Here is a 21455-nt window from a genome sequence, read left to right as displayed (position 1 = left end):
TCAGAACAGCAAGGCGTGAGCGGCGATTCGCGTGATCAGGCAGCCAAGCCGTTGGCGGCTTGTTGCATGCGCGATTCGTACATGGCTTGGAAGTTGACTTCCGTCAGCAGGATCGGCGGGAAGCCAGCGCGGGTGCAGACGTCCGACACCACGGCGCGCAGATACGGGTAAATCATCTGCGGGCACACCACGTTCAGGATGCCTTCGACCTGCTCTTGCGGCAGGTTGCGGATCTCGAAAATGCCGGCTTGCTTGGCTTCGATCAGGAACAGGGTGCGGTCGCCGATCTTGGTGGTGACGGTGGCCGTGACGCACGATTCGTACACGCCATCCGCAATGGCTTCACCGCTCAGGCCGAGCTGGATGTCCACCTGCGGTTGTTGCTGTTCCAGCAGGATTTGCGGCGAGTTGGGTTGCTCCAGCGACATGTCCTTCAGGTACATGCGCTGAATCTGGAACACAGGGGTCAGGTCTTGATCGGCCATGGTCGTCTCGCAATGAAAAAAGCCCGTACCCGGAAGTGGGGGCGGGCTGCGAGGCGCATTATGTCGCAGGGCCGATGGCCCGAAAGGTGGGGCCTCAGGCGTTGAGCAAGGGCAGCAAGCCGCCGCGTTGATCGAGCGCGACCAAGTCGTCGCAGCCGCCAACGTGGGTGTCGCCGATGAAAATCTGCGGCACGGTGCGGCGGCCAGTGATCTCCATCATGTGACCCTTGGCCACCGGATCGAGATCCACGCGGATTTCTTGGATTTCGCTCACGCCGCGCTGCTTGAGCAGCGCCTTGGCGCGGATGCAGTAGGGGCAGACCTGGGTGGTGTACATCAGCACCTTGTTCATGGCGACAACTCTCAGCAAGACAACGATTCACGCACGACAACCGTCGGCAACGTGCGTAAATTGTCATCAAACCGCCATGGCGGCATGGGCGAGTGGCACGATGGCCCCCCGAAGCGACGGGTCAAAAGCCTGGTGTCAAGCAGCTTTGCTGGATTCGACGGGCAAATTGGCTTCACGCCAAGCCCGCATGCCGCCGGCCAACACGTGGACGTTCTCATAACCCTTGTCGCGCAGCACTTTGGCGCCACGCGCCGCCCGCACGCCCGCCGCACAGACGATCACCAACGGCAGTTGTTTGTTACCCGGCAACCCCTTGGCGCCGTCCAACGAACCCAGCGGCAGGTTGCGGGCGTTGCCGATGTGGCCAGCGGCGAACTCATCCGGTTCACACACATCGATCACCACGGCTTTTTCGCGGTTCATGAGGCGCACGGCCTCGCTGGGCGGCACGCCCTCGCCGCTGCCACCTTGCAGCAAGGGCCGCAGCAGCAGCCCTCCGGACACCACGGCCATCGTCACCAAAGGCCAGTTTTCAAGCAAGAAGTTCACGTTGTCATCCGTCAGGGTTGGCGCAAACCGCAAATTATAGAATTTGAGGCTTTGCTCCACTCTGCTGCGCCCTCGTGGCGCTTTTTGGCCATGTACAAGCTCGTGCTGATCCGCCACGGCGAATCGACCTGGAATCTGGAAAACCGTTTCACTGGCTGGACGGATGTCGAACTGACCGACACCGGCGTGGCCCAAGCCCGCGCCGCTGGTGCGTTGCTCAAGGCCGAAGGCTATGAGTTCGACGTGGCCTACACCTCGGTGCTGAAGCGCGCCGTTCACACCCTGAACCACTGCCTGGACACGATGGATCGGGATTGGCTGCCGGTGGTGAAAGATTGGCGCCTGAACGAACGTCACTACGGTGGCCTGCAAGGCTTGAACAAGGCCGACATGGCCAAGCAGTACGGCGACGCCCAGGTGCTGGTCTGGCGCCGCAGCTACGACACCCCGCCGCCCGCCCTGGAAGCGACCGACCCGCGTGGCCAACGCCAAGACGTGCGTTACGCCAAGCTCAACCCGGATCAAGTGCCGCTGACCGAGTGCCTGAAGGACACCGTGGCCCGCGTCATCCCCGCGTGGAATGACGCGCTGGCGCCGGCGATCAAGAGCGGCCAACGTGTGCTGATTGCCGCGCATGGCAACTCCATCCGTGCCCTGATCAAGTTCTTGGACAACATCGGTGACGATGCCATCGTTGGCGTGAACATCCCGAACGGCATTCCGCTGGTGTACGAGCTGGACGCCGATCTGAAGCCGATCAAGAGCTATTACCTGGGCGACGCCGAAGCAGCGGCCAAGGCTGCGGCGGCGGTGGCGAATCAGGGTAAGGCCTGACGCCTCCACGGCCCATTGGTGATGAGCACGCCACGGTTTGCATCATTTTCCGCCGCTATTTTCGCGTTGCTAGGACAGTTGGGCGACGTGCTGAAAGCTCGCGGAACGCCGGTGCATTCGGTGCGTGCGTACATTTTCGGGGGCTGTGCGGTTCACCTCTACGCAGCCTCTCGCGTGAGCAGTGATTTGGATGTCGATCTGCTCACGGCAGTGGTGCCTCGGCGCGATTTACATGCAGCCAAAGCACAGGTTGGCTACGTCTTGGTGCAATCGGATGCCGAGGATGCGCCAGATTTGCTGGAATTCGATCTGACTTACAACGCGACGCTGGGGCCTTTGCATGAGGATTTCGAATCCCGTGCGACAGAGCTTGAGCGTCTGGAAGGTTCACCGCTGGTCGTTTTTTTGCCCGCACGCGAAGATTTGGCCCTGACCAAATTGGGTCGTTTGTCAGAGGCGGACGTTGCTGACATCTTGACCTTGATGGACTTTCCGGGGGCATCCTGGGATTTTCTCCTCAAGTTGACGCAAGATGTCGAGCAGTATCACGTCGGGCGCCCCGGTGATCTGCTTTCAAAACTGGGGTACGTCCGCAAGTACCACGCGGGGTTGTCATGAACATTCGGGTTGAGGGAAGCGGGGCTGGGGTGGCGCTTTCAGCAGTCGCGCAGCAAGGGCTGTCGCGGGTCAGTGCTGATGTGGTGCATCGCGCTGCGTTGGCGATTTGGTACGGACATGGCGCCGTTGATCTGGCTTCCGTCCAGGGTGCGCCGCATGCAGGTGATGCGCTCAGTCTGGTGGAGCGGCTCAGTTTCTACAACTTGGTCGAACGGGGACGCAAGCGGGAGCTGCTTCGCCAAGTCGGCCAAGCCCGTGAAACATGGGCCGTGCCTTGCGACATGCAAGCTTTTGAGGCAGCTTACCGTCAGTTCTTACCGGGATTGCAGCCCATGCAAACACGGCATTTCATCGTGGGCGACGCGGGGGCTGAATCCTTGCCCCCGATGAATTGAACGGCGGTCATTGAAGGCCGGCCAGGCGCTCCACAGTCCCCACATCCGTCCACGCGCCGGCCCAGCGTTGGGCGCCGAGTCGCCCAGCGGCCAGCGCCTCGTCCAGCTTGGGACGCAGCGCCAAGCGGGTGCCAACGGGCACATCGGCAAACAGCGCCGGGCGAAACAACCCGACGCTCGCCCACGTCAGTTTCTCGGGCGCTTCACGCAAGGCCAAGCCCTCGTCGCTGAGGCCAAAGTCCCCTTGCGGATGGTGTGGCGCATTCGGCACCAGCCACAGTTGCCCCAGCCGCGCACGGGCCGCAAACGCTGCCACCGCTGCCGCCGGGAAATCAAAACCAGGCAAAAACACGTCCCCGGACACCACCCAAAACGGGCTGACGCCGTCCGGTGCCAGTTGCGGCAGGGCTTTGGCGATGCCACCGGCAGTTTCCAGCGCACCGCCATGATCCCGCTGCTCCATGCTGTAGTGCAGGCGCAGCCCCCAGCGTTGGCCGTCGCCCAGCGCAGCGGGGAATTGTTCTTCCAGCCAAGCGGTGTTGATCACCACATCCTGCACGCCCGCTGCGGCCAGCGCTTCCAAGTGATACACGATGAGCGGTTTGCCACGCACCGTCAGCAGCGGTTTGGGGCAGGCGTCGGTGAGCGGGCGCATGCGCTCGCCGCGACCAGCGGCCAGGATCAGTGCGCGGGGCGGCTGCGTCACGCTGCCGCTCCCAGCCCGATGGGTGCCGGCGCCAAGTTGACGATGCGGCTGAACACCGGAGCGTAATCCGTCAGCGAACCGTGGCCGGCCAGCGGATCACGGTTCTGGGCGAACGCTTGGTTCAGCTCGTCCCAATCCTCGGCGCTGAAGTGGGCCAGGGCCGCCGGCAGCAGGGTTTGTTCTTCGATGCCCATGTGCGTCAAGTAAAACTCCACGTAGCGCGACACGCCGACCTCAAACGCTTCCCGCCGCGCTTCGCCCATGACCTCGAAGGCCAAAAGCAGGTGCTCCAAGTGGCGGATCGCGGTTTCACCCTTGGCGTGTTCGGCATCCAGACGCGCCAAAATTTCCACCAAGCCCGGCACGCGCTGGCGCAACTTGGGAAACAACAAGCGCGACTCCTTGGTGTGGTGCAGGCGCTCCGGAAATTCGTCGATGTAGAACAGCATGGCGCGCAGCAGGCCAAAGTCGGGCAACTGCTCGGCGCGGCGGGCGTGTTCCAACAACTGCGGCAGCGAACGCAAGATGGCCGCCAGGGCGTTGTGTTCGTCACGGATGACGGTGTAGGCAAGCGGTCGCATGATCAGGGGGCTCCTTTGGAAGGGGCAGCAAGGTTCGCGCAAGATAGACAGCCCCTCGCTGTAAGGGCTTGACTGGCGTCAACGCCCAGTTGGCCACGTTGCAGGGCTTGGGTGTGAGCATGGGTCGGGGCGAAGGCAGTACACAAGTCGGCCAGCAACTGGCGGGCCCGCGCTTCGTTGTTCTGCCCCACGTTGCAAACGTAGACGTCCAGCGTCACCGCGCCCAACTCGGGCCATGTGTGAACCGCCACATGGGATTCGGCCAGCAGCACCACCCCCGTCACTCCCGATGGCCCGTGCTGCCCAGCTCGCACAGAAAAACCGTGGAACAGCTCGCCCACAGCCTGCAAACCCGCTGCGGCCACAGCGGTGCGACACAGCGCCCCCAGCGCGTCGGGCGACACCATGACGGGCTGTGTCGCGGGGCAGCCACGGAGATCGGCGGTCAAGTGCAGGCCATGCATGCTCGGGATTATCCGTACCCCCGCTAAAATCCCCGGTTCCCTTCCTCGGACTTTCTCGGGCGTCGCGTGGCGTCCGGCCAGCCAGCATGCCTTCTACTCGCAAAGCCGCCTCCACCAAGACCCCTGCCAAAGCCAAGGCCCCCAAGGCCGGCTCGGTCGCAGCGCCGGTCGTCCCGCATCCGCAAATGGCCAACGCCATCCGTGCGTTGACCATGGACGCCGTCCAGCAAGCCAACTCCGGCCACCCTGGCGCCCCCATGGGCATGGCCGACATGGCCCAAGCGCTGTGGAGTCGTCACCTCAAGCACAACCCGGCTGCGCCGAAGTGGTTTGACCGCGACCGCTTCGTGCTGTCCAACGGCCACGGCTCGATGCTGATTTACGCCCTGCTGCACCTCACCGGCTACGACCTCAGCATCGACGATCTGAAGGCCTTCCGCCAACTGCACAGCAAAACCCCAGGTCACCCCGAAGTGGACGTGACCCCCGGCGTGGAAACCACCACCGGCCCGCTGGGTCAAGGCATCACCAATGCCGTGGGTTTCGCGTTGGCCGAAAAGCTGCTGGCCGCTGAATTCAACCGCGATGGCCACACCGTGGTGGATCACCGCACCTACGTTTTCATGGGCGACGGCTGCCTGATGGAAGGCGTGAGCCACGAAGCTGTGGCCCTGGCCGGCGCGTGGAAGCTGAACAAGCTGATCGCCTTGTACGACGACAACGGCATCTCGATCGACGGCAACGTCGCGCCTTGGTTCGTGGACAACACCCCGCAGCGCTTCGAAGCCTGCGGCTGGAACGTCATCGGCCCGGTGGATGGCCACGATGTGAACGCGGTGGACGCGGCCATCGCCCAAGCCAAGACTTCGGCAGACAAGCCCACGCTGATCGTCTGCAAGACGGCCATCGGCAAAGGCTCGCCGAATCGCGCTGGCACCGCCAAGGCCCACGGCGAACCGCTGGGCGGCGCTGAAATCGCCCTCACCCGCGAAGCCCTGGGCTGGACGGCTGAGCCCTTCGTCATCCCCGCTGATGTGAAGGCCGCGTGGGACGCCACCGCCGCCGGCGCCGCCGTGCAAGCCGAGTGGGATGGCCGCTTCGCTGCCTACGCCGCTGCCTTCCCCGAGCTGGCTGCCGAGTTCACCCGCCGCATGAATGGCGAACTGCCGGCCAACTTCGCCGAAATCGCCGTGGAAGCCGTGGGCGGCGCCCACGACAAGGCCGAAACCGTCGCCAGCCGCAAGGCCAGCCAAATTGCGCTGGAAGTCTTCACCGCCAAGCTGCCCGAGCTGCTGGGCGGTTCAGCCGACCTGACCGGCTCCAACCTCACCAACACCAAGAGCACGCCCGCGCTGCGTGTTGACGCCACCGGCACCCCGGTGCGCAACGAAGCCGGCCAACTGGGCCGCCACATCAACTACGGTGTGCGTGAGTTCGGCATGGCGGCCATCATGAACGGCGTGGCGCTGCACGGCGGTTACATCCCCTACGGCGGCACCTTCCTGACGTTCAGCGACTACAGCCGCAACGCCATCCGCATGGCCGCGTTGATGAAGCAGCGCGTGATCCACGTCTTCACGCACGACTCCATCGGCCTGGGCGAAGACGGCCCGACGCACCAATCGGTCGAACACGCCGCTTGCTTGCGCCTCATCCCCGGCCTGGACGTGTGGCGCCCCGCTGACACCTGCGAAACCGCCGTGGCGTGGAGCATGGCACTGGCCAACAAGAACCGCCCGAGCGCGCTGTTGCTGTCGCGTCAAAACCTGCCGTACCTGGCCAAGGACGACGCCGACGTCATCACCAAGGGCGCTTACGTGCTGGCCGAACCGGAAAAAGCCGGCCTGAAGAAGAAGGCCAAGGCGGTCATCATTGCCACCGGCTCGGAAGTGCAGCTCGCGCTCAAGGCCCAGGCGCTGCTGGCAGCCGAGCAAATTCCGGTGCGCGTGGTGTCCATGCCCTCGACCACGGTGTTTGACCGCCAAGATGTCGAGTACAAAACCGAGGTGCTGCCGGCCAAGCTGCCGCGTGTGGCCATCGAAGCCGGCGTGACCGACTTCTGGTGGAAGTACCGCTGCGATGCCGTGATCGGCCTGGATCGCTATGGCGAATCTGCCCCAGCCGGCGTGTTGTTCGACCTGTTCCACTTCACCGCCGATAACCTGGCGGCCACGGTGAAGAAGGTGCTGGCCAAGTAAATCAAGAGAGGAGCTAACGTCCGTTGGCTCCTTTTTTTTGATCGTTCGTTCCGTTTCCGCTCATCCCCTTAGACAGAAGGAATAAGAGACATGACCATCAAAATCGGTATCAATGGTTTCGGTCGCATTGGCCGCATGGTGTTCCGCGCTGCGGTGCAAAACTTCTCCGACATCGAAGTCGTCGGCATCAACGACCTGCTGGAGCCGGACTACCTGGCCTACATGCTGAAGTACGACAGCGTGCATGGCCGTTTCAAGGGCGACGTGGCTGTCGAAGGTGGCAACCTGATCGTCAACGGCAAGACCATCCGTCTGACCGCTGTGAAGGATCCGGCCCAACTCGCTTGGGGCGACGTTGGCGCTGACATCGTCATCGAATCCACCGGCCTGTTCCTGACCAAGGAAACCGCCCAGAAGCACATCGACGCGGGCGCCAAGAAGGTGATCATGTCGGCCCCCTCGAAGGACGACACCCCGATGTTCGTCTACGGCGTGAACGACAAGACCTACGCCGGCCAAGCCATCATCTCCAACGCTTCGTGTACCACCAACTGCCTGGCCCCCGTGGCCAAGGTGTTGAACGACAGCTTCGGCATCAAGCGTGGCCTGATGACCACCGTTCACGCTGCCACCGCCACGCAAAAGACCGTGGATGGCCCGTCGAACAAAGACTGGCGCGGTGGCCGTGGCATCCTGGAAAACATCATCCCGTCGAGCACGGGCGCGGCCAAGGCCGTGGGCGTGGTGCTGCCGGAACTCAAGGGCAAGCTGACCGGTATGGCCTTCCGCGTGCCGACTTCGGACGTGTCCGTGGTGGATCTGACCATCGAGCTGAACGCCGAAGCGTCTTACGCTGACATCTGCGCTGCCATGAAGGCCGCCAGCGAAGGCGCCATGAAGGGCGTGCTGGGTTACACCGAAGACAAGGTCGTGGCCACCGATTTCCGTGGCGAGTCTTGCACCTCGGTGTTCGATGCCGAAGCCGGCATCGCCCTGGACAAGACCTTCGTCAAGGTCGTGTCCTGGTACGACAACGAGTGGGGCTACTCGAACAAGTGCCTGGAAATGGCCCGCGTCATCGCTGGCTGATGTCAGCCCTGCGCTGGTGAGGCTTGCGGGCCGAGCCAGCGCTCCACGAGCTTCACCCACAGCGTGGCGCCGATTGGCAGCAGCGCGTCGTTGAAGTCGTAATTCGGGTTGTGCAGCGTGCATGGCCCGAGGGTGTAGCCACCGCTGCCGCCGTCGTGTCCGGCGTAGGCGCTGCGGTGGGCCCCGTCCCCGTTGCCCAGCATGAAGTAGGCGCCGGGTTTGGCTTGCAGGAAGAAACTGAAATCTTCTGCTCCCATGGTGGGCTCAAATTCGAGCGTCTTGTCGGCGCCGACCACCTCGCGCATCACCTCCCGCAGCACCGCGACTTCTTGGCGATGGTTGATCGTCGGCGGGTAGTTGCGCTGAAACTCAAACGCCACCTGCGCCCCAAACGCGGCGGCCGTGTGCTGGGCGATGTCGCGCATGCGCTGTTCGATCATGTCCAGCACCCCGAGGGTGAAGGTGCGCACCGTGCCTTGGATTTCGCAGGTGTCCGGCACCACATTGGTGGCTTCGCCGGTGTGGATCATCGTCACGGAAATGACGGCGGCGTCCAACGGTTTGCGGTTGCGCGTGATGATGGTTTGAAACGCTTGCACCATCTGGCAGGCGATGGGCACCGGGTCGATGCTGGTGTGGGGCATCGCCGCATGGCCGCCCTTGCCGGTGATGACGATGCGGAACTCGTTGCTCGACGCCATGATCGGCCCATCGCACACCGCAAACTGCCCTTGTGGGATGCCGGGCCAGTTGTGCATGCCGAAGATGGCCTCCATCGGGCAGCGCTCGAACAGGCCATCGTTCATCATTTCGCGGGCGCCGCCGCCGCCTTCTTCTGCCGGTTGGAACACGAGGTAAGCCGTGCCGTCAAAGTGGCGGTGCGTGGCCAGGTGATGCGCCGCTGCCAGCAGCATGGCGGTGTGGCCGTCGTGGCCGCAAGCGTGCATGCGCCCAGGGAACTGGCTGGCGTGGGCGAAGCGGTTGTGCTCGGTCATGGGCAGGGCGTCCATGTCGGCGCGCAGGCCGATGGCGCGGTCGCTGGTGCCGGCTTTCACCACCCCGACGACCCCGGTTTTGCCCAACCCTCGGATGATGGGGATGCCCCATTCGGTGAGTTTGTCGGCCACGAGCTGCGCGGTGCGTTCCTCTTGGAAACACAGCTCGGGGTGGGCGTGGATGTCGCGTCGCAACGCGGTGAACGCAGGCAAGTGGGCCTGCAACGAATCGATCAGCGGCATGACGGAATTCCTGAAAGCGTTGGGCGAGACGGTCTGTCCATATTAGCGGCGCCGGCGTTGGCTGAGGGCCGCAAGCCCTGTGCCATCATCGCTGCCCATGAATGCCCTTGCTGTTGAGCGGCGCACCGTTCGCGCTGTTGGCGATGTCAGGAAAGCGCACATCACGGATGCCGAGCTGTGTGCCGCCGTGTTCAAGCAGCGGCTGAAAGACAACCAGTAGCGCGCTATCGTGTTGGCCGAGGGTGGGGAGCAGTGGTTTTATGCCTACCTGTTTGCGAAGAGCAATTGCAGCAACATCGGCGGTGTTGGCCTAAAATACACGTAGGAAAATATAAACTCATCCCCATGAAGTCGCGTTTAATTTGCAGCGGTCGGTGCGGTTTTGGTAATGCCAATCCCAAGTTATTGGGCCATTGGCTGGGGCTGCGATTGAAGTCTGTGTAGAGTTTGCAAAGCTATAATTTTATAGGATGAACTTGATGATCAGAGAAATTCAAAAATCCAAGAGGGCGGTGGATCGGGTGTTTCCTAAACTGCGCGCCTTGGGTGTGTGGTTTGTGCTCAATTTGACAAAAGCAAAATGCATTGGTGGCTAACTTGCATACCCATCAAAATCAATATTATGAGATCAGTGCTGGATTTGTTGTCCTATCGGTTGTTGCGTTGATTGCGGTAATGATTCCAGTGGTGATATTCGTGTTGTATGGATTTTCGCGTGCGGCAAGTAAGTTTGATAGGCGAGTGTCAATAATCACGGTGGTGATGTTGTTGGTGGTTGTGTGCGTGAGTTTTGTTTCGGAAAGTGATTCATTTGAGATGATGATGGTTTTTGTTTATGCTGCGTGGGCGTTTATTTTTTATGGTATTCTGGCGTTGTCTGTTTTTGTAAAATTAATTATTGCGATAATTAAAATGCTTGGTCGGGTATTTTGATTCAGTTATAAAACCCAATCGGGTAGCCGAGGGGCTTTAGCCCTCAACTCCCATACCACCCATGGCGTGGGTCAGCAGTGGGCGGTTCAACAAGTTGGCTCGCTCGACGAAGCTCGCTTTTCTCTTACGCCTACCTGTGCGTCTTGCGCGTGGTGACGTAAGGTGAAATATAAAAATCTCTTTTAAGAGTGATACCCTTTAAAATAGGATGTGCATCAAAATGGAATTTGAAGGTGTTTTAGTTCAGTGGAATGATGAGCGTGGGTTTGGTTTTCTGGAGCCTGTTCAAGGTGGTCAGCAGATTTTTGCGCATATAAAATCCTTTAGCACAAATGGTCGGCCCAAGCTGAACCAGAGGTATGTGTTCAAAGTGGAAACGAACCATCAAGGGAAGAAACGCGCATTCAATGTACGCCCCTGTCAGTCCGTGAGTAAAAGTAATTTAAACAGACCAAATAAAAGCAGAATAAATAACGACGCGCCCGCTCAGTGGGGGACTGCGACCTTGTTCGTTATACCTTTGTTTGTTGTGGTGTATGTGTTGTGTGCCTCATTATTTAAGGTTCCGAGATATACATTTGCCGTATATGTGGCCTCCAGTTTTTTACTGTTCATGATGTATGTTATGGATAAAGCTGCGGCCAAGTCGAATCAAAGAAGAATACCTGAGTCAAATTTGCACGCCATCGCCTTGCTGTCTGGGTGGCCGGGTGCGTTGATTGCACAACAATTTCTTCGGCACAAGTCTGTAAAAGCAGAGTTTAGGCAGGTGTTTTGGGCAACGGTTGTTTTGAATGTCATTGCTTTTGTTGGTATTTCAATATGGCTCAAATAAATGAAATGTGAACAAGGTGATTAACCTGGCGCGAGACTTGCGAAGATGCGCATTTCGCGTCTCAAATGAATGAAACGATGAGCTGGTCACCCACGACTTTCAGGTGATATGCCACGCTTCGCCCCAAACCCTGGCTTCCGAACAAATTAAGCGCATCCGCGAGCAAGCTCAGGTGAGCCAGCCCGTTGTGCCCGTCTCAGCCACGCCCCAACCTGCGATGTCACCATCACCATGAACACTCCCACCATCCAGCGCACCGTTCGCGCCGCCTGCCCGCACGATTGCCCCGACACCTGCGCCCTGCGCGTCACCGTTGAAGGGGAGCGCATCGTGCGCATTCAAGGTGAAACCGCGCATCCGCCCACCCAGGGCGTGCTGTGTACCAAGGTGTCGCGCTACGCCGAGCGCACCGACCACCCGGAGCGCGTGCTCACGCCCTTGAAGCGCATCGGCCCCAAAGGCGCCGGCCAGTTTCAGCCCGTGAGTTGGGACGAGGCGCTGGCCGACATCGCCGCCCGCCTGCGCACCATCGCGGCGCGTGATCCCGAAGCCATCCTGCCCTACAGCTACGCCGGCACGATGGGTTTGGTGCAGGGCGAAGGCATGGCCGCCCGCTTCTTCAACCGCTTGGGCGCCAGCCGGTTGCACCGCAGCATTTGCGCCGAAGCCGGCGGCGAAGCGCTGCTGCAAACCTATGGCGCCAAAATCGGCACCCACGTCGAGCGATTCGCCGAGAGCCGGTTGATTTTGATTTGGGGCAGCAACTCCATCACCGCCAACTTGCATTTCTGGGCCCACGCCCAAGCCGCCAAGCGTGCTGGCGCCAAACTCATCGCCATCGACCCGCGCCGCACCGAAACGGCAGAAAAATGCCATCAACACTTGGCCCTGCGCCCTGGCACCGATGGCGCGTTGGCGCTGGGGTTGATGCATGAACTCATCGTTCACGATTGGCTGGATCACGATTACATCGAACGCCACGTCGAAGGCTGGCCCGCGCTGCGTGAGCGGGCGCTGCAATGGCCGCCCGAACGTGCCGCCGAGGTCTGCGGCCTCACGCCGGAGGCGGTGCGCCAACTGGCGCACGATTACGGCACCACGGCGCCAGCCGCCATTCGTCTGAACTACGGCATGCAGCGCGTGCATGGCGGCGGCAACGCGGTGCGGTTGATCGCGCTGTTGCCGTGCCTGACGGGGGCGTGGCGCCATGCGGCGGGGGGGTTGTTGCTGTCGGCCTCGGGCTGGGCCAAAGCGGTGAAAAACCCCGATGCGCTGGAGCGCCCCGACCTGCTCGCGGGCCGCACCCCGCGCACGCTCAACATGACGACTTTGGGCGCCGACCTGTGCCACCCCGGTTCGCCGACGTTCGGGCCGAAAGTGGAGGCGCTCATCGTCTACAACAGCAACCCGGCGGCGATTGCGCCGGATTCCGCCCAAGTCATCGCCGGGTTGAAGCGTGAGGACTTGTTCACCGTGGTGCTGGAGCATTTCCTCACCGACACGGCCGATCATGCCGATTACGTCCTGCCCGCCACCACGCAATTGGAGCATTGGGACGTGGTGTGCAGCTACGGCCACACCTGGGTGACGCTGAACGAACCCGCCCTCGCGCCGCGTGGGCAGAGTTTGCCCAACAGCGACATTTTCCGGCGCCTGGCCGCCCACATGGGGTTGGACGACCCGTGTTTCGCCGACGATGACCGCACCCTCATCCGCCAAGCCTTTCACGAGGGGTTCGACATCGAAGCGTTGCTGCGTGACGGCTGGGTGCATCTGGACGTACCTGCGGCGCCTTTTGCCGAAGGCGGTTTCCCGACGCCCAGCGGCCAAGCGCGGGCATGTGCGCCGGGTTTGCCGCTGCCGGATCATGTGCCGAACTTGGAAAGCCCCGAGCGCACGCCCGCCTTGGCGGCGCGTTACCCGCTGGCCTTCATTTCGCCGCCGGCGCGGCATTTCATGAACTCGACTTTTGTGAACGTGGCCAGCCTGCGCGCCGCCGAGCGCGAACCGCTGCTGGAGCTGCACCCGCAGGACGCGGCGGCGCGTGGCATCGTCGATGGCCAACCGGTGCGCGTGTTCAACGACCGGGGCGAGTACCACTGCACCGCGCACGTTGGCGAGCGGGCACGGCCCGGTGTGGTGAACGGCCTGGGCGTGTGGTGGCGCAAACTGGGCCGCAACGGCACCAATGTGAACGAACTCACCAGCCAAGCCCTCACCGACTTGGGCGGCGGCGCGACGTTCTACGACTGTCTGGTGGACGTGGCGCCTTTGGCATGACCCCTTGCCGCCGCAAAGGGCTGTGGGCCGCGTTGACGGCCAGCACGCTGTTGCTCGGACTGGCGACGGGGTGTGCCGATTTGGGTTACTTGGTGCAATCCGCCAGCGGGCATGTGGGCGTGTTGTGGGCCAGCCGCCCCGTGGACGATTGGCTTGCCGATCCGGCCACCCCAGCGGCGTTACGTGAACGCTTGCAACTCAGCCAGCGCCTGCGAGACTTTGCGACCACCGAACTCGGCCTGCCGGACAACGCCAGTTACCGCCGCTACGCTGATTTGGGTCGCTCCGCCGTGGTGTGGAACGTGGCAGCGGCGCCGGAGTTTTCGCTCACGCTGCACACCTGGTGTTTTCCGGTGGCGGGGTGTGTGGGCTATCGCGGTTACTACCGCGAGGCCGACGCCCAAGCCCACGCCGAAACGCTGCGTGCTCAGGGGCTGGAAACCACGGTGTACCCGGTGCCGGCCTATTCCACGCTGGGCAAACTCAACGCGCTGGGGGGAGACCCGCTGCTCAACACCTTCATCCGTCGCAACGAGCCCGATCTGGCCGGTTTGCTCTTCCACGAACTGGCCCATCAGGTGGTGTACGTGCCGGGGGACACGACGTTCAACGAGTCTTACGCCACCACCGTGGAACGGCTGGGTGTGCGGCGCTGGATGCAGCACGCCCATGGCCTCCAGGCTGCCGTAGCGCAACAAGCACTGACGCAACAAATCGAACAGCGTCGGCAGGACTGGCATCAGTTGCTGGTGCGGCATCGCCAGCGGTTGGAGGCGCTGTATCGCCAACCGTTGCGGGCGCCGGCCATGCGTGCGGAAAAAACCCGCCTCATCGTTCTGCTGAGGGATGAATACGCCCAACTGCAACAGCGCTGGGGGGGTTACACCGGCTACGACGCCAGCCTGAACCGGCTCAACAACGCCACGCTGGGGATGCAGGCCACGTACACCCAACACGTCGGGGCCTTTGAACATTTGTTTCAGCAACAGGGGCAAGACTTCACACAGTTTCATACCCGAGTGCGTGAGCTGGCACAACTTCCCTCGATTGAGCGATCTCGCGTTTTGGAACAACTGGCATCATTACGCCCCGCGCTGGGCGCTTCAGTGGCCCAGCCCTGAATTCGTCATCCTCGACAGTTGTTGAAGAAGTACCCACCATGTCCGATATCACCATTCGCCGCTTGCATACTTTGGGGCTAGGGCGGGCCCGTCGCATCGAAAACGCTTGGGTCAGAAACGTGACCCAAAAGTTCGATATGAGCTGCTCCACCGTCACCGGCCTGGACAAAGACGTTGTGTCCTTCGAACGCATGGGCGTGAGGGGCGAAATGGAGATCGCCCCCGATTACATCGAGGTGCGTGCCTCCTTCAACATGCTGTTGGCGCCGCTCAAGGATCAGATTGCCAAGGGCGTGCAGCAGCAGCTTGAGGTGTCGATCAACAAGGAAATGAACCGCGCCGAGGCTTGAGTGCCCGGGCGCTGGCGGGGCTCACATCTGTTCGGGTGTGCGCACCGCCACCAACACCACCTCGCCGCGATCTTCGCGTGGCCGGTGGCGCAGCCACCACACACTGCCCTTTTTGATCGACCAGGGCCGCAACATCGGATCGTGCGGTGAGCCTGCCAAACGCGGGCCAGTCATCAAATAAGCCGCGGCCAAACCCAACGTTGGTTGGTGCCCCACCACCAAGACAGGGGTGCTGGCTTCCGGCCAGCGACTGGCCGCCAGCAAGCCGTCAACCGTGCCCTCGGGCCCAAGCGCTTCCACAATCTTGAAGGGGCGCTCCAGCGCTTGCGCCGTTTGCTGAGTGCGCAGCGCCGGACTAACCAACACACGCGTGCGCTCTGGCAGAAAGCGGTTCAGCCATTCGGCCACGCGCTGCGCTTGGCGCTCGCCCTTGGGGGTGAGGCCGCGAAGCGGGTCGTCCACGCCTTCGCTCAATTCTTCGGCGTCGGCATGGCGCCACAAGATCAGGTCCATACAACTCCAGGGTCAGGCGTGGCGGGCACGGTAGCGTGTCAGCAAGGCTTGCTGGGCGCTGGGGCCGTCCGTGTCGATGCGCACATAGCGCCCGTCGGATTGTTGAGCCCAAGCGTCGCAGGCGTCGTGCAGATAGGGTGTCAGGCACTCATCAATGACGCGCTGGCGCAAACCCTCATCTTGCACCGGCCACGCGATTTCAATGCGGCGGAACATGTTGCGGCTCATCCAATCCGCGCTGGACAGGTAGAGCACTTCGTCCGCCTCCCCCGTGCCCCAGCGGAAGTAGAGCACCCGCGAATGCTCCAAACAGCGTCCGACCACCGAGCGCACTCGGATGGAGTCGGTTTGTCCCGACAGCCCGGGCGGCAGCATGCAGGCTCCCCGCACGATCAGGTCGATTTCGGCCCCCGCCTGGCCCGCCGCGATCAGCTCCCGGATCAGCCCTTCATCGGTCACGGCGTTGCATTTGACGACGATGCGGGCCGATGTACCGGCCCGCGCCGCGTTCGCCACCCGCCGAATGCACGCCACGAGGCGAGCATGCATGGCGAATGGGGCCGTCATCAAATGGTGGGGCTGCTGCTGGCGGCTCAAGCTGGCAATCTGCTGGAACACCGCATCGGCTTCGGCGGTGATGCCTTCATCGGCGCTGAGGTAACCCACGTCGGTGTAGAGGCGTGCCGTCTTGGGGTTGTAGTTGCCGGTGGACAGGTGAACGTAGCGTCGCAACCGGGTGCGCCCGTCGGCTTCGGCCTCGCGCCGGGTGACGAGCAGCAGTTTGGCGTGCGTTTTGTGGCCAACGATGCCGTACACCACCTGCGCACCCACCGCTTCGAGTCGCTCGGCCCAGTTGATGTTCGCTTCTTCGTCGAAGCGTGCCTTCAACTCGACCACCACCATGACTTCCTTGCCTCGCCGCACCGCTTCCAGCAGCAAGTCCATCAGCACCGACTTGGCGCCGGTGCGGTAAATGGTTTGGCGGATCGCCAGCACGTCCGGGTCGTGGACGGCTTGGCGCAAGAATTCGACCACCGCATCGAAGCTCTCGAAGGGGTGATGCAACATCACGTCGCGTTCACGCAAGGTGGCAAAGATGCTGCGCTCACGCGGCAAACTGGCGGGCCAGCCCGGCTCAACGGGGCTGAAGAACAGCGAGGGCTGGCCGGGCACGTCGCTGGCTTGGTCGATGAGCTGGTTCAGGCGCACCAGCGTCACCGGGCCGTTGACGCGGTACAGCGCCGATTCGGTCAGTTCGAACTGTTCCAGCAGAAAATCGGACAACTCACGCGGGCACGTGTTCACCACTTCGAGGCGGGTGGCTTGGCCAAAATGGCGCGTCGTCAAACCGCTGCGCAGGGCTTGGCGCAGGTTGGTCACGTCGTCTTCGTCCACATCCAGATCCGAGTCGCGGGTGACGCGGAATTGGGAGAAGGCTTCGATGGTGCGATCGGGGAACAAGTCGCCCAAATGGGCCCGGATGACGCTGGACAGCAGCACAAAACCTTGCCGGCCAGGCCCGCAAATCTCAGCGGGCATGCGTAGCACACGCGGCAGCACACGCGGCACCTTGACGATGGCGATGGTGCTTTCGCGTCCAAAAGCGTCGCGTCCGCCCAAGCGGGCGATGAAGTTCAGCGATTTGTTGGCCACCAGCGGGAACGGGTGCGACGGATCCAGCCCCACCGGGGTGAGCAGAGGCCGCACCTCACGCTCGAAAAATTCGGCCACCCAGGCCCGTTGGGCGGGCGTGCGCTCGGCGTGGTTGATGACTTCGATGCCCAAACGGGCCAGCGCGGGCATCACCTCGTCGTTGAACACGGCATATTGTTCATCGACCAAGGCGTGCGCCTGGGTGGCTGCTTCGGCCAAGGCGGCGTGTTCGGGGCTATCGGATCCAGCGGCGCGTGCGGCTTCGAGGGCGTCGGCCACCCGCACTTCGAAAAACTCATCCAAATTGGATGACACGATGGTGATGTAACGCAGCCGCTCCAACAAGGGCACATCCGGGCGCTGCGCTTGGGCCAGCACCCGGCGGTTGAAGGCGAGAATGGCCTGCTCGCGGTTGAGCAAGGCCACCGGTTCAGCAGGGGTGGCGACGGCGCCAGTGGCGGCCACAGCGGGGTGATCGGCGGAGAAGGTCATCGCCCCAGTTTATGAAGCGGTGGTGACAAAGCTGTGACGTCAAAGCGTGAGCGTGCCGTGGACACAGGGGGTCACATCCCCGCCGATCCAGAAGGTGTTTTGCGCGTCGCGCTCCACATGCACCCGGCCTGCACGGCCCAGCGCGTGGCCTTGCGCTGCCACGTAACGCGCCGGGGCCACACCCGGGCCAATGAGCCACTGGGCCAAACTGGCGTTCAAGCTGCCTGTCACCGGGTCTTCAAACCCACCGCCTGAGCCGATGAGCGCCCGCACCTCAAACTGGGCAGCGGCACCGGGTTCGTGCGGGCCGATGACCCCGAGTTTGAGCCCGGCCAAAGCCGCCCAATCGGGTTGCAAGGCCAGCACCTGCGCCGCCGACGCCAGGCGGATGGCGCACCAGCCTGGGCCGTTGTCCACCCACTGGTGGGCCACGATGTCGCTGGGTGCCAAGCGCAAGGCGCGGCCAATTTGGGCCAGAACATCGGGTTCGAGCGGGCCGGTGCGTGTGCATGGCGGGGCAGCGAATGCCAGGCGGGCCCCATCGCGGCGGATGCTCACCAGGCCCGCGCCGCATTCCTGCACCACCACCCCTTCGCGTTGAGGCACGCCGCCGGCATCCAGCCAGGCGCGGCAACTGCCCAAGGTCGGATGACCGGCGAATGGAAACTCGGTGTGCGGCGTGAAGATGCGCACCCGGTAATCGGCAGCTGGATCGGTGGGGCGCAGCAGGAACGTGGTTTCGCTCAGGTTCGTCCAGCGGGCGAAGGCGGCCATGTCGGCCTCGCTCAGATCGTCGGCTGAATGGACGACGGCCAGCGGGTTGCCCCGCAGCGCGTCGGCACTGAACACATCCAGTTGCGTGAAGCGATGGGTGCTCATGGCGTGGGGGCTTGCAAGTCTTCGTTCAAATGGCGGCGCAGCACGTGGCCCAGCAAGGCCACCGCTTCATCGATTTGTGCGGGGGTCAGGGTGACGAAACTCAGGCGCACGGTGCGGCTGTCCGGCGCGTGGGCGTAGAACGGTTCCCCGGGCACATAGGCCACACCAGCCGCCACCGCTTGGGGCAGCAACGCCAGGGCCGGGCATCCTTCGGGCAAACGCAGCCAGAAGAACATCCCGCCTTGTGGCACGCGCCATTCGGTGCCAGCGGGCATGTGCTGGGCCAGGGCTTGCACCATGGCATCGCGCTGGGTTTTGTAGAGGGCGCGGATGGTGGGAACGTGCCGATCCAAGAAACCGTCTTTGATCACCTCGTACACCACCCGCTGGTTGAAGCCGGGGGTGTGCAAATCGGCGGCTTGTTTGGCTTGCAGCAGCTTGGGGAACAGCTCCGGCGGCGCCACCACGTAGCCCAGGCGCAGCCCCGGCGCCAGCACTTTGGAGAACGATCCCATGTACACCACCCCCTCCGGCCAACGTGCGGCCAGCGGGGGCGGGGGCGGGGCGTCGAACCACAGATCGCCGTAAGGGTTGTCTTCCACCAACGGCACGCGGGCCGCTTGAGCGGCGGCGATCACCGCTTGGCGTCGTGCTTCGGGCATGAGGCGCCCGGTGGGGTTTTGGAAATTGGGCAACACGTACAAAAAACGGGTGCCGGGGGCATCGTGGGGCAGGGCGCGGATGGCGTCGGGCAGGGGGCCGTCCAAGTCGCTGGCCACACTGGTGAACAAAGGTTCAAACGGGCTGAAGGCTTGCAGGGCACCCAAGTAAGTCGGGGTTTCGACGGCCACGGGCGCCCCGCTGTCCACCAGCACTTTGCCCACCAGATCCAGCCCTTGCTGTGAGCCCGTGGTGATGAGCACCTGATGGGCTTCGACCTTCAAGCCCATGCCGCGCAAGTGGGCGGCCACCCAATCGCGCAGCGGGCCGAAACCTTCGCTGGCGGCGTATTGCAGCGCTTCGCGTGGGGCGTCGGCCAACACTTTGGCGGTGGCTTCGCGCATGGCTTCGACCGGGAAGGTGTGCGGCGAGGGCAGCCCCCCCGCCAAAGAGAGCACGCCGGGCCGATCGGTGACCTTGAGAATTTCGCGCAGGATGGACGGGTTCATGCGCGCAGCGCGCGCGGCTTGGGTGAAGCAGCTCATGGCAGATCTCGAATGCAAGGCGGGTCAGTTTAGGAGGACGTGTCCCGCATCGGGCGGCACAGTGGTGTGCATTGCTGCCGGTTTTTTGTGCGGAATGGCCTGCGGGGTGGCGACAATCCAGCCTGCATTGCAGAAAGCCCACCATGACCCGCCAGCGCATTTTCATCAGCTACAAGCGCAACACCGAGTTCGACCAACCCTTGGCGGAGCGCCTGTTGGCGCGTTTGCACGCACAGGGCCACGATGTGTTCCTCGATCAAACCATGGTGGTGGGAGAAAACTGGGTCAAACGCATCCAGCAAGAGCTGGTCGCGGCGGACTTTTTGGTGCTGCTGCTGTCCGAACATTCGGTGCAAAGCCAGATGGTGGCCGAGGAAGTGCGCATGGCCATGGAGCAGCGCAAGCGCAGTGGCACCCGGCCCGTCATCCTGCCGGTGCGTGTGCGTTTTGAAGGGGCGTTGCCGTATGACTTGGGCGCGTGCCTGAACCAAGTGAACTACGCCTTGTGGCGTGACCCGTCCGACGATGAGCGTTTGCTGTCCGAACTGACCCGTGCGGTGACCGGTTTGGCCGATCTGCCCGCGCCTACGCTGAGTGGTGCGGGTCTGGCCGCCGATGTGCCGTTGCCCTCTGCCAACCCACGCGCTGCGCTGGGCACGGGGGCACCCCGGGGGCCGTTGGAAGCCCCAGAAGGCACGATTTCGCCCGAATCGCCGTTTTATGTCACGCGGCTGGCCGACGGGGTGGCGGAGGAAGAGCAGCAGCATGCGGGCTACACCCTCACCATCCAAGCCCCACGGCAGATGGGCAAGAGTTCGCTGTTGGGTCGGGTGATGCAACGCGCCCAGCACGCTGGCAAACAAGTGGCGTTTGTCGATTTCCAAGGATTTGGCACGGCAGAGTTGGCTGACCCGAATACGCTGTATCACCAGTTTTGCTATCTGGTGGAAGACGCCTTGGGGTTGGCGTCCGAGCTGGACAAACACTGGGCTGCGCCGTTGCCGCCACTGCAAAAAGCCACCCGTTTCATGGAGCGCCGCATCTTGCCCGCGTGTCAGCCTGGTGGCTTGCTGCTGGCGCTGGATGAGGCCGACGCCCTGCTCGACGCCCCCACCAGCTCGGACTTCTTCGGCATGTTGCGCAGTTGGCACAACATGCGGGCCATGCGCCCGGCGTGGAAGCTGTTCGCGCTGGCACAGGTGATCTCGACCGAACCGCACATGCTGATCGAGAACCTGAGCCAATCCCCGTTCAACGTCGGGACGAACCTGCGGTTGGAGGATTTCACGCGGGAGGAGGTCATGCAGATGAACGCTTCCCATGGGGCCCCGTTGGGCGCTGGCGAACTGGCGCAGTTGTACGAACTGCTGGCTGGACACCCCTACTTGATGCGCAAAGCGCTGTACTTGTTGAGCAAGCGGCGCCACACGCTGCTGGATCTGCTGCGCGAAGCCGATTCGGAAAGCGGCCCCTTTGGGGATCATCTGCGGGCCATGCTGGCGCGGTTGCACGCCCGTCCGGATTTGCTCATGGCCATGCGCAGCGCCCTGCGCACCGGCATGGCCGACACGGCACAGCGCCATCGTTTGATGGCGGGCGGGGTGTTGAAGGAGAGCGGGGGGCGTTTGGTGGCCCGCTGTCCGCTCTACAGCCTGTACCTGACCCGTGTGCTGTGACCTGGGGGC

Annotated in this window: 23 protein-coding genes; 12 read left to right on the top strand and 11 right to left on the bottom strand. The window is 62.8% G+C overall.

Annotated elements, in window-relative coordinates; genetic code table 11:
• Window positions 1-35: 35 nt before the first annotated feature.
• The 3 genes from secB to VITFI_RS01675 form a co-directional block, all read right to left on the bottom strand.
• Window positions 36-485, bottom strand: a complete 450-nt coding sequence (gene secB / locus VITFI_RS01685) for a protein-export chaperone SecB (RefSeq protein ID WP_089415530.1) — start codon at window positions 483-485, stop codon at window positions 36-38.
• A 94-nt stretch (window positions 486-579) separates the two neighbouring features.
• Entirely contained in the window at window positions 580-837 is a 258-nt protein-coding gene (gene grxC, locus VITFI_RS01680) for a glutaredoxin 3 (RefSeq protein WP_089415529.1), read from the bottom strand.
• 135 nt (window positions 838-972) lie between these two features.
• Window positions 973-1386 (bottom strand): rhodanese-like domain-containing protein, encoded by a 414-nt coding sequence (locus tag VITFI_RS01675; RefSeq protein ID WP_089417913.1) that lies wholly within the window; start codon window positions 1384-1386, stop codon window positions 973-975.
• A gap of 90 nt (window positions 1387-1476) precedes the next feature.
• On the opposite strand from VITFI_RS01675, the gene gpmA reads away from it, so the two are divergent.
• The 3 genes from gpmA to VITFI_RS01660 are packed head-to-tail and all read left to right on the top strand — an operon-like array spanning window position 1477 to window position 3233.
• Entirely contained in the window at window positions 1477-2220 is a 744-nt protein-coding gene (gene gpmA / locus VITFI_RS01670) for a 2,3-diphosphoglycerate-dependent phosphoglycerate mutase (RefSeq protein ID WP_089415528.1), read from the top strand.
• A 21-nt stretch (window positions 2221-2241) separates the two neighbouring features.
• Window positions 2242-2838, top strand: coding sequence for a DUF6036 family nucleotidyltransferase (locus tag VITFI_RS01665; RefSeq protein WP_232476727.1), 597 nt, complete (start codon window positions 2242-2244; stop codon window positions 2836-2838).
• A complete protein-coding gene (locus tag VITFI_RS01660) occupies window positions 2835-3233 on the top strand; it encodes a hypothetical protein (RefSeq protein ID WP_157725514.1) in 399 nt (132 codons plus the stop codon). The genes VITFI_RS01665 and VITFI_RS01660 overlap by 4 nt, the downstream gene beginning before the upstream one ends.
• A gap of 7 nt (window positions 3234-3240) precedes the next feature.
• On the opposite strand, the gene murU is transcribed toward VITFI_RS01660, so the two are convergent.
• Genes murU through VITFI_RS01645 form a run of 3 tightly spaced genes read right to left on the bottom strand, consistent with a single transcriptional unit; the run spans window position 3241 to window position 4984 of the window.
• Window positions 3241-3939, bottom strand: a complete 699-nt coding sequence (gene murU / locus VITFI_RS01655; protein WP_089415525.1) for an N-acetylmuramate alpha-1-phosphate uridylyltransferase MurU — start codon at window positions 3937-3939, stop codon at window positions 3241-3243.
• Window positions 3936-4520 (bottom strand): hemerythrin domain-containing protein, encoded by a 585-nt coding sequence (locus VITFI_RS01650; RefSeq protein WP_089415524.1) that lies wholly within the window; start codon window positions 4518-4520, stop codon window positions 3936-3938. The genes murU and VITFI_RS01650 overlap by 4 nt, the downstream gene beginning before the upstream one ends.
• A gap of 2 nt (window positions 4521-4522) precedes the next feature.
• Complete coding sequence (locus VITFI_RS01645; RefSeq protein ID WP_089415523.1) at window positions 4523-4984, bottom strand: S-adenosylmethionine decarboxylase family protein; 462 nt, start codon at window positions 4982-4984, stop codon at window positions 4523-4525.
• A gap of 185 nt (window positions 4985-5169) precedes the next feature.
• Here VITFI_RS01645 and tkt point away from each other — a divergent pair, with 185 nt between their 5' ends.
• On the top strand, window positions 5170-7182 hold the full coding sequence (gene tkt / locus VITFI_RS01640; RefSeq protein WP_089417912.1) for a transketolase: 2013 nt from the start codon (window positions 5170-5172) through the stop codon (window positions 7180-7182).
• Window positions 7183-7272: 90 nt separating this feature from the next.
• Window positions 7273-8271 carry a type I glyceraldehyde-3-phosphate dehydrogenase gene (gap, locus tag VITFI_RS01635; RefSeq protein WP_089415522.1) on the top strand — a complete coding sequence of 333 codons (999 nt, stop codon included), beginning with the start codon at window positions 7273-7275 and terminating at the stop codon, window positions 8269-8271.
• A 2-nt stretch (window positions 8272-8273) separates the two neighbouring features.
• Here the strand turns inward: gap and VITFI_RS01630 are convergent, their stop codons facing one another.
• A complete protein-coding gene (locus VITFI_RS01630) occupies window positions 8274-9509 on the bottom strand; it encodes a M20 aminoacylase family protein (protein WP_089415521.1) in 1236 nt (411 codons plus the stop codon).
• Between the two features lie 97 nt (window positions 9510-9606).
• Here VITFI_RS01630 and VITFI_RS18605 point away from each other — a divergent pair, with 97 nt between their 5' ends.
• The 6 genes from VITFI_RS18605 (at window position 9607) to VITFI_RS01605 (ending at window position 15028) form a co-directional block, all read left to right on the top strand.
• Window positions 9607-9729, top strand: a complete 123-nt coding sequence (locus tag VITFI_RS18605) for a hypothetical protein (RefSeq protein ID WP_269768738.1) — start codon at window positions 9607-9609, stop codon at window positions 9727-9729.
• Window positions 9730-10097: 368 nt separating this feature from the next.
• The gene (locus VITFI_RS01625; protein WP_157725513.1) at window positions 10098-10442 is read left to right on the top strand and encodes a hypothetical protein; all 345 of its coding nucleotides are present in this window, start codon (window positions 10098-10100) and stop codon (window positions 10440-10442) included.
• A gap of 220 nt (window positions 10443-10662) precedes the next feature.
• Window positions 10663-11277: a DUF1294 domain-containing protein gene (locus VITFI_RS01620; protein ID WP_089415519.1), complete on the top strand. Its 615-nt coding sequence runs from the start codon at window positions 10663-10665 to the stop codon at window positions 11275-11277.
• A 231-nt stretch (window positions 11278-11508) separates the two neighbouring features.
• Window positions 11509-13557 (top strand): molybdopterin-containing oxidoreductase family protein, encoded by a 2049-nt coding sequence (locus tag VITFI_RS01615; RefSeq protein ID WP_089415518.1) that lies wholly within the window; start codon window positions 11509-11511, stop codon window positions 13555-13557.
• Window positions 13554-14678, top strand: coding sequence for an aminopeptidase (locus VITFI_RS01610; RefSeq protein ID WP_089415517.1), 1125 nt, complete (start codon window positions 13554-13556; stop codon window positions 14676-14678). The genes VITFI_RS01615 and VITFI_RS01610 overlap by 4 nt, the downstream gene beginning before the upstream one ends.
• 38 nt (window positions 14679-14716) lie before the next feature.
• Window positions 14717-15028: a polyhydroxyalkanoic acid system family protein gene (locus VITFI_RS01605; protein WP_089415516.1), complete on the top strand. Its 312-nt coding sequence runs from the start codon at window positions 14717-14719 to the stop codon at window positions 15026-15028.
• A gap of 21 nt (window positions 15029-15049) precedes the next feature.
• Here VITFI_RS01605 and VITFI_RS01600 read toward each other — a convergent pair whose 3' ends face one another.
• The 4 genes from VITFI_RS01600 to VITFI_RS01585 are packed head-to-tail and all read right to left on the bottom strand — an operon-like array spanning window position 15050 to window position 19770.
• The gene (locus VITFI_RS01600) at window positions 15050-15541 is read right to left on the bottom strand and encodes a SixA phosphatase family protein (protein ID WP_089415515.1); all 492 of its coding nucleotides are present in this window, start codon (window positions 15539-15541) and stop codon (window positions 15050-15052) included.
• Between the two features lie 12 nt (window positions 15542-15553).
• Window positions 15554-17686 (bottom strand): polyphosphate kinase 1, encoded by a 2133-nt coding sequence (ppk1, locus tag VITFI_RS01595; protein WP_089415514.1) that lies wholly within the window; start codon window positions 17684-17686, stop codon window positions 15554-15556.
• A gap of 39 nt (window positions 17687-17725) precedes the next feature.
• Entirely contained in the window at window positions 17726-18565 is an 840-nt protein-coding gene (locus VITFI_RS01590; protein WP_089415513.1) for a PhzF family phenazine biosynthesis protein, read from the bottom strand.
• Window positions 18562-19770: an aminotransferase-like domain-containing protein gene (locus VITFI_RS01585; protein ID WP_089415512.1), complete on the bottom strand. Its 1209-nt coding sequence runs from the start codon at window positions 19768-19770 to the stop codon at window positions 18562-18564. Before VITFI_RS01585 ends, VITFI_RS01590 begins: the two co-directional genes overlap by 4 nt.
• 143 nt (window positions 19771-19913) lie before the next feature.
• On the opposite strand from VITFI_RS01585, the gene VITFI_RS01580 reads away from it, so the two are divergent.
• Window positions 19914-21446: an AAA-like domain-containing protein gene (locus tag VITFI_RS01580; RefSeq protein ID WP_089415511.1), complete on the top strand. Its 1533-nt coding sequence runs from the start codon at window positions 19914-19916 to the stop codon at window positions 21444-21446.
• Window positions 21447-21455: the final 9 nt, after the last annotated feature.

Source organism: Vitreoscilla filiformis (assembly GCF_002222655.1).
Taxonomy (GTDB): Bacteria; Pseudomonadota; Gammaproteobacteria; order Burkholderiales; family Burkholderiaceae_C; genus Ideonella; species Ideonella filiformis.
This window is presented reverse-complemented; position numbering and strand designations above follow the sequence as displayed.

What these genes read in the sequence shown, in the direction of transcription:
- VITFI_RS01615 (WP_089415518.1), top strand. Translation starts at nt 11,509, where the DNA reads ATGAACACTCCCACCATCCAGCGCACCGTTCGCGCCGCCTGCCCGCAC.
- VITFI_RS01650 (WP_089415524.1), bottom strand. Translation starts at nt 4,520, where the DNA reads ATGCGACCGCTTGCCTACACCGTCATCCGTGACGAACACAACGCCCTG.
- VITFI_RS01600 (WP_089415515.1), bottom strand. Translation starts at nt 15,541, where the DNA reads ATGGACCTGATCTTGTGGCGCCATGCCGACGCCGAAGAATTGAGCGAA.
- VITFI_RS01610 (WP_089415517.1), top strand. Translation starts at nt 13,554, where the DNA reads ATGACCCCTTGCCGCCGCAAAGGGCTGTGGGCCGCGTTGACGGCCAGC.
- VITFI_RS01665 (WP_232476727.1), top strand. Translation starts at nt 2,242, where the DNA reads ATGAGCACGCCACGGTTTGCATCATTTTCCGCCGCTATTTTCGCGTTG.
- VITFI_RS01590 (WP_089415513.1), bottom strand. Translation starts at nt 18,565, where the DNA reads ATGAGCACCCATCGCTTCACGCAACTGGATGTGTTCAGTGCCGACGCG.
- VITFI_RS18605 (WP_269768738.1), top strand. Translation starts at nt 9,607, where the DNA reads ATGAATGCCCTTGCTGTTGAGCGGCGCACCGTTCGCGCTGTTGGCGAT.
- VITFI_RS01620 (WP_089415519.1), top strand. Translation starts at nt 10,663, where the DNA reads ATGGAATTTGAAGGTGTTTTAGTTCAGTGGAATGATGAGCGTGGGTTT.
- VITFI_RS01645 (WP_089415523.1), bottom strand. Translation starts at nt 4,984, where the DNA reads ATGCATGGCCTGCACTTGACCGCCGATCTCCGTGGCTGCCCCGCGACA.
- VITFI_RS01585 (WP_089415512.1), bottom strand. Translation starts at nt 19,770, where the DNA reads ATGAGCTGCTTCACCCAAGCCGCGCGCGCTGCGCGCATGAACCCGTCC.
- VITFI_RS01605 (WP_089415516.1), top strand. Translation starts at nt 14,717, where the DNA reads ATGTCCGATATCACCATTCGCCGCTTGCATACTTTGGGGCTAGGGCGG.
- ppk1 (WP_089415514.1), bottom strand. Translation starts at nt 17,686, where the DNA reads ATGACCTTCTCCGCCGATCACCCCGCTGTGGCCGCCACTGGCGCCGTC.
- secB (WP_089415530.1), bottom strand. Translation starts at nt 485, where the DNA reads ATGGCCGATCAAGACCTGACCCCTGTGTTCCAGATTCAGCGCATGTAC.
- gpmA (WP_089415528.1), top strand. Translation starts at nt 1,477, where the DNA reads ATGTACAAGCTCGTGCTGATCCGCCACGGCGAATCGACCTGGAATCTG.
- VITFI_RS01580 (WP_089415511.1), top strand. Translation starts at nt 19,914, where the DNA reads ATGACCCGCCAGCGCATTTTCATCAGCTACAAGCGCAACACCGAGTTC.
- tkt (WP_089417912.1), top strand. Translation starts at nt 5,170, where the DNA reads ATGGCCAACGCCATCCGTGCGTTGACCATGGACGCCGTCCAGCAAGCC.
- grxC (WP_089415529.1), bottom strand. Translation starts at nt 837, where the DNA reads ATGAACAAGGTGCTGATGTACACCACCCAGGTCTGCCCCTACTGCATC.
- gap (WP_089415522.1), top strand. Translation starts at nt 7,273, where the DNA reads ATGACCATCAAAATCGGTATCAATGGTTTCGGTCGCATTGGCCGCATG.
- VITFI_RS01630 (WP_089415521.1), bottom strand. Translation starts at nt 9,509, where the DNA reads ATGCCGCTGATCGATTCGTTGCAGGCCCACTTGCCTGCGTTCACCGCG.
- VITFI_RS01660 (WP_157725514.1), top strand. Translation starts at nt 2,835, where the DNA reads ATGAACATTCGGGTTGAGGGAAGCGGGGCTGGGGTGGCGCTTTCAGCA.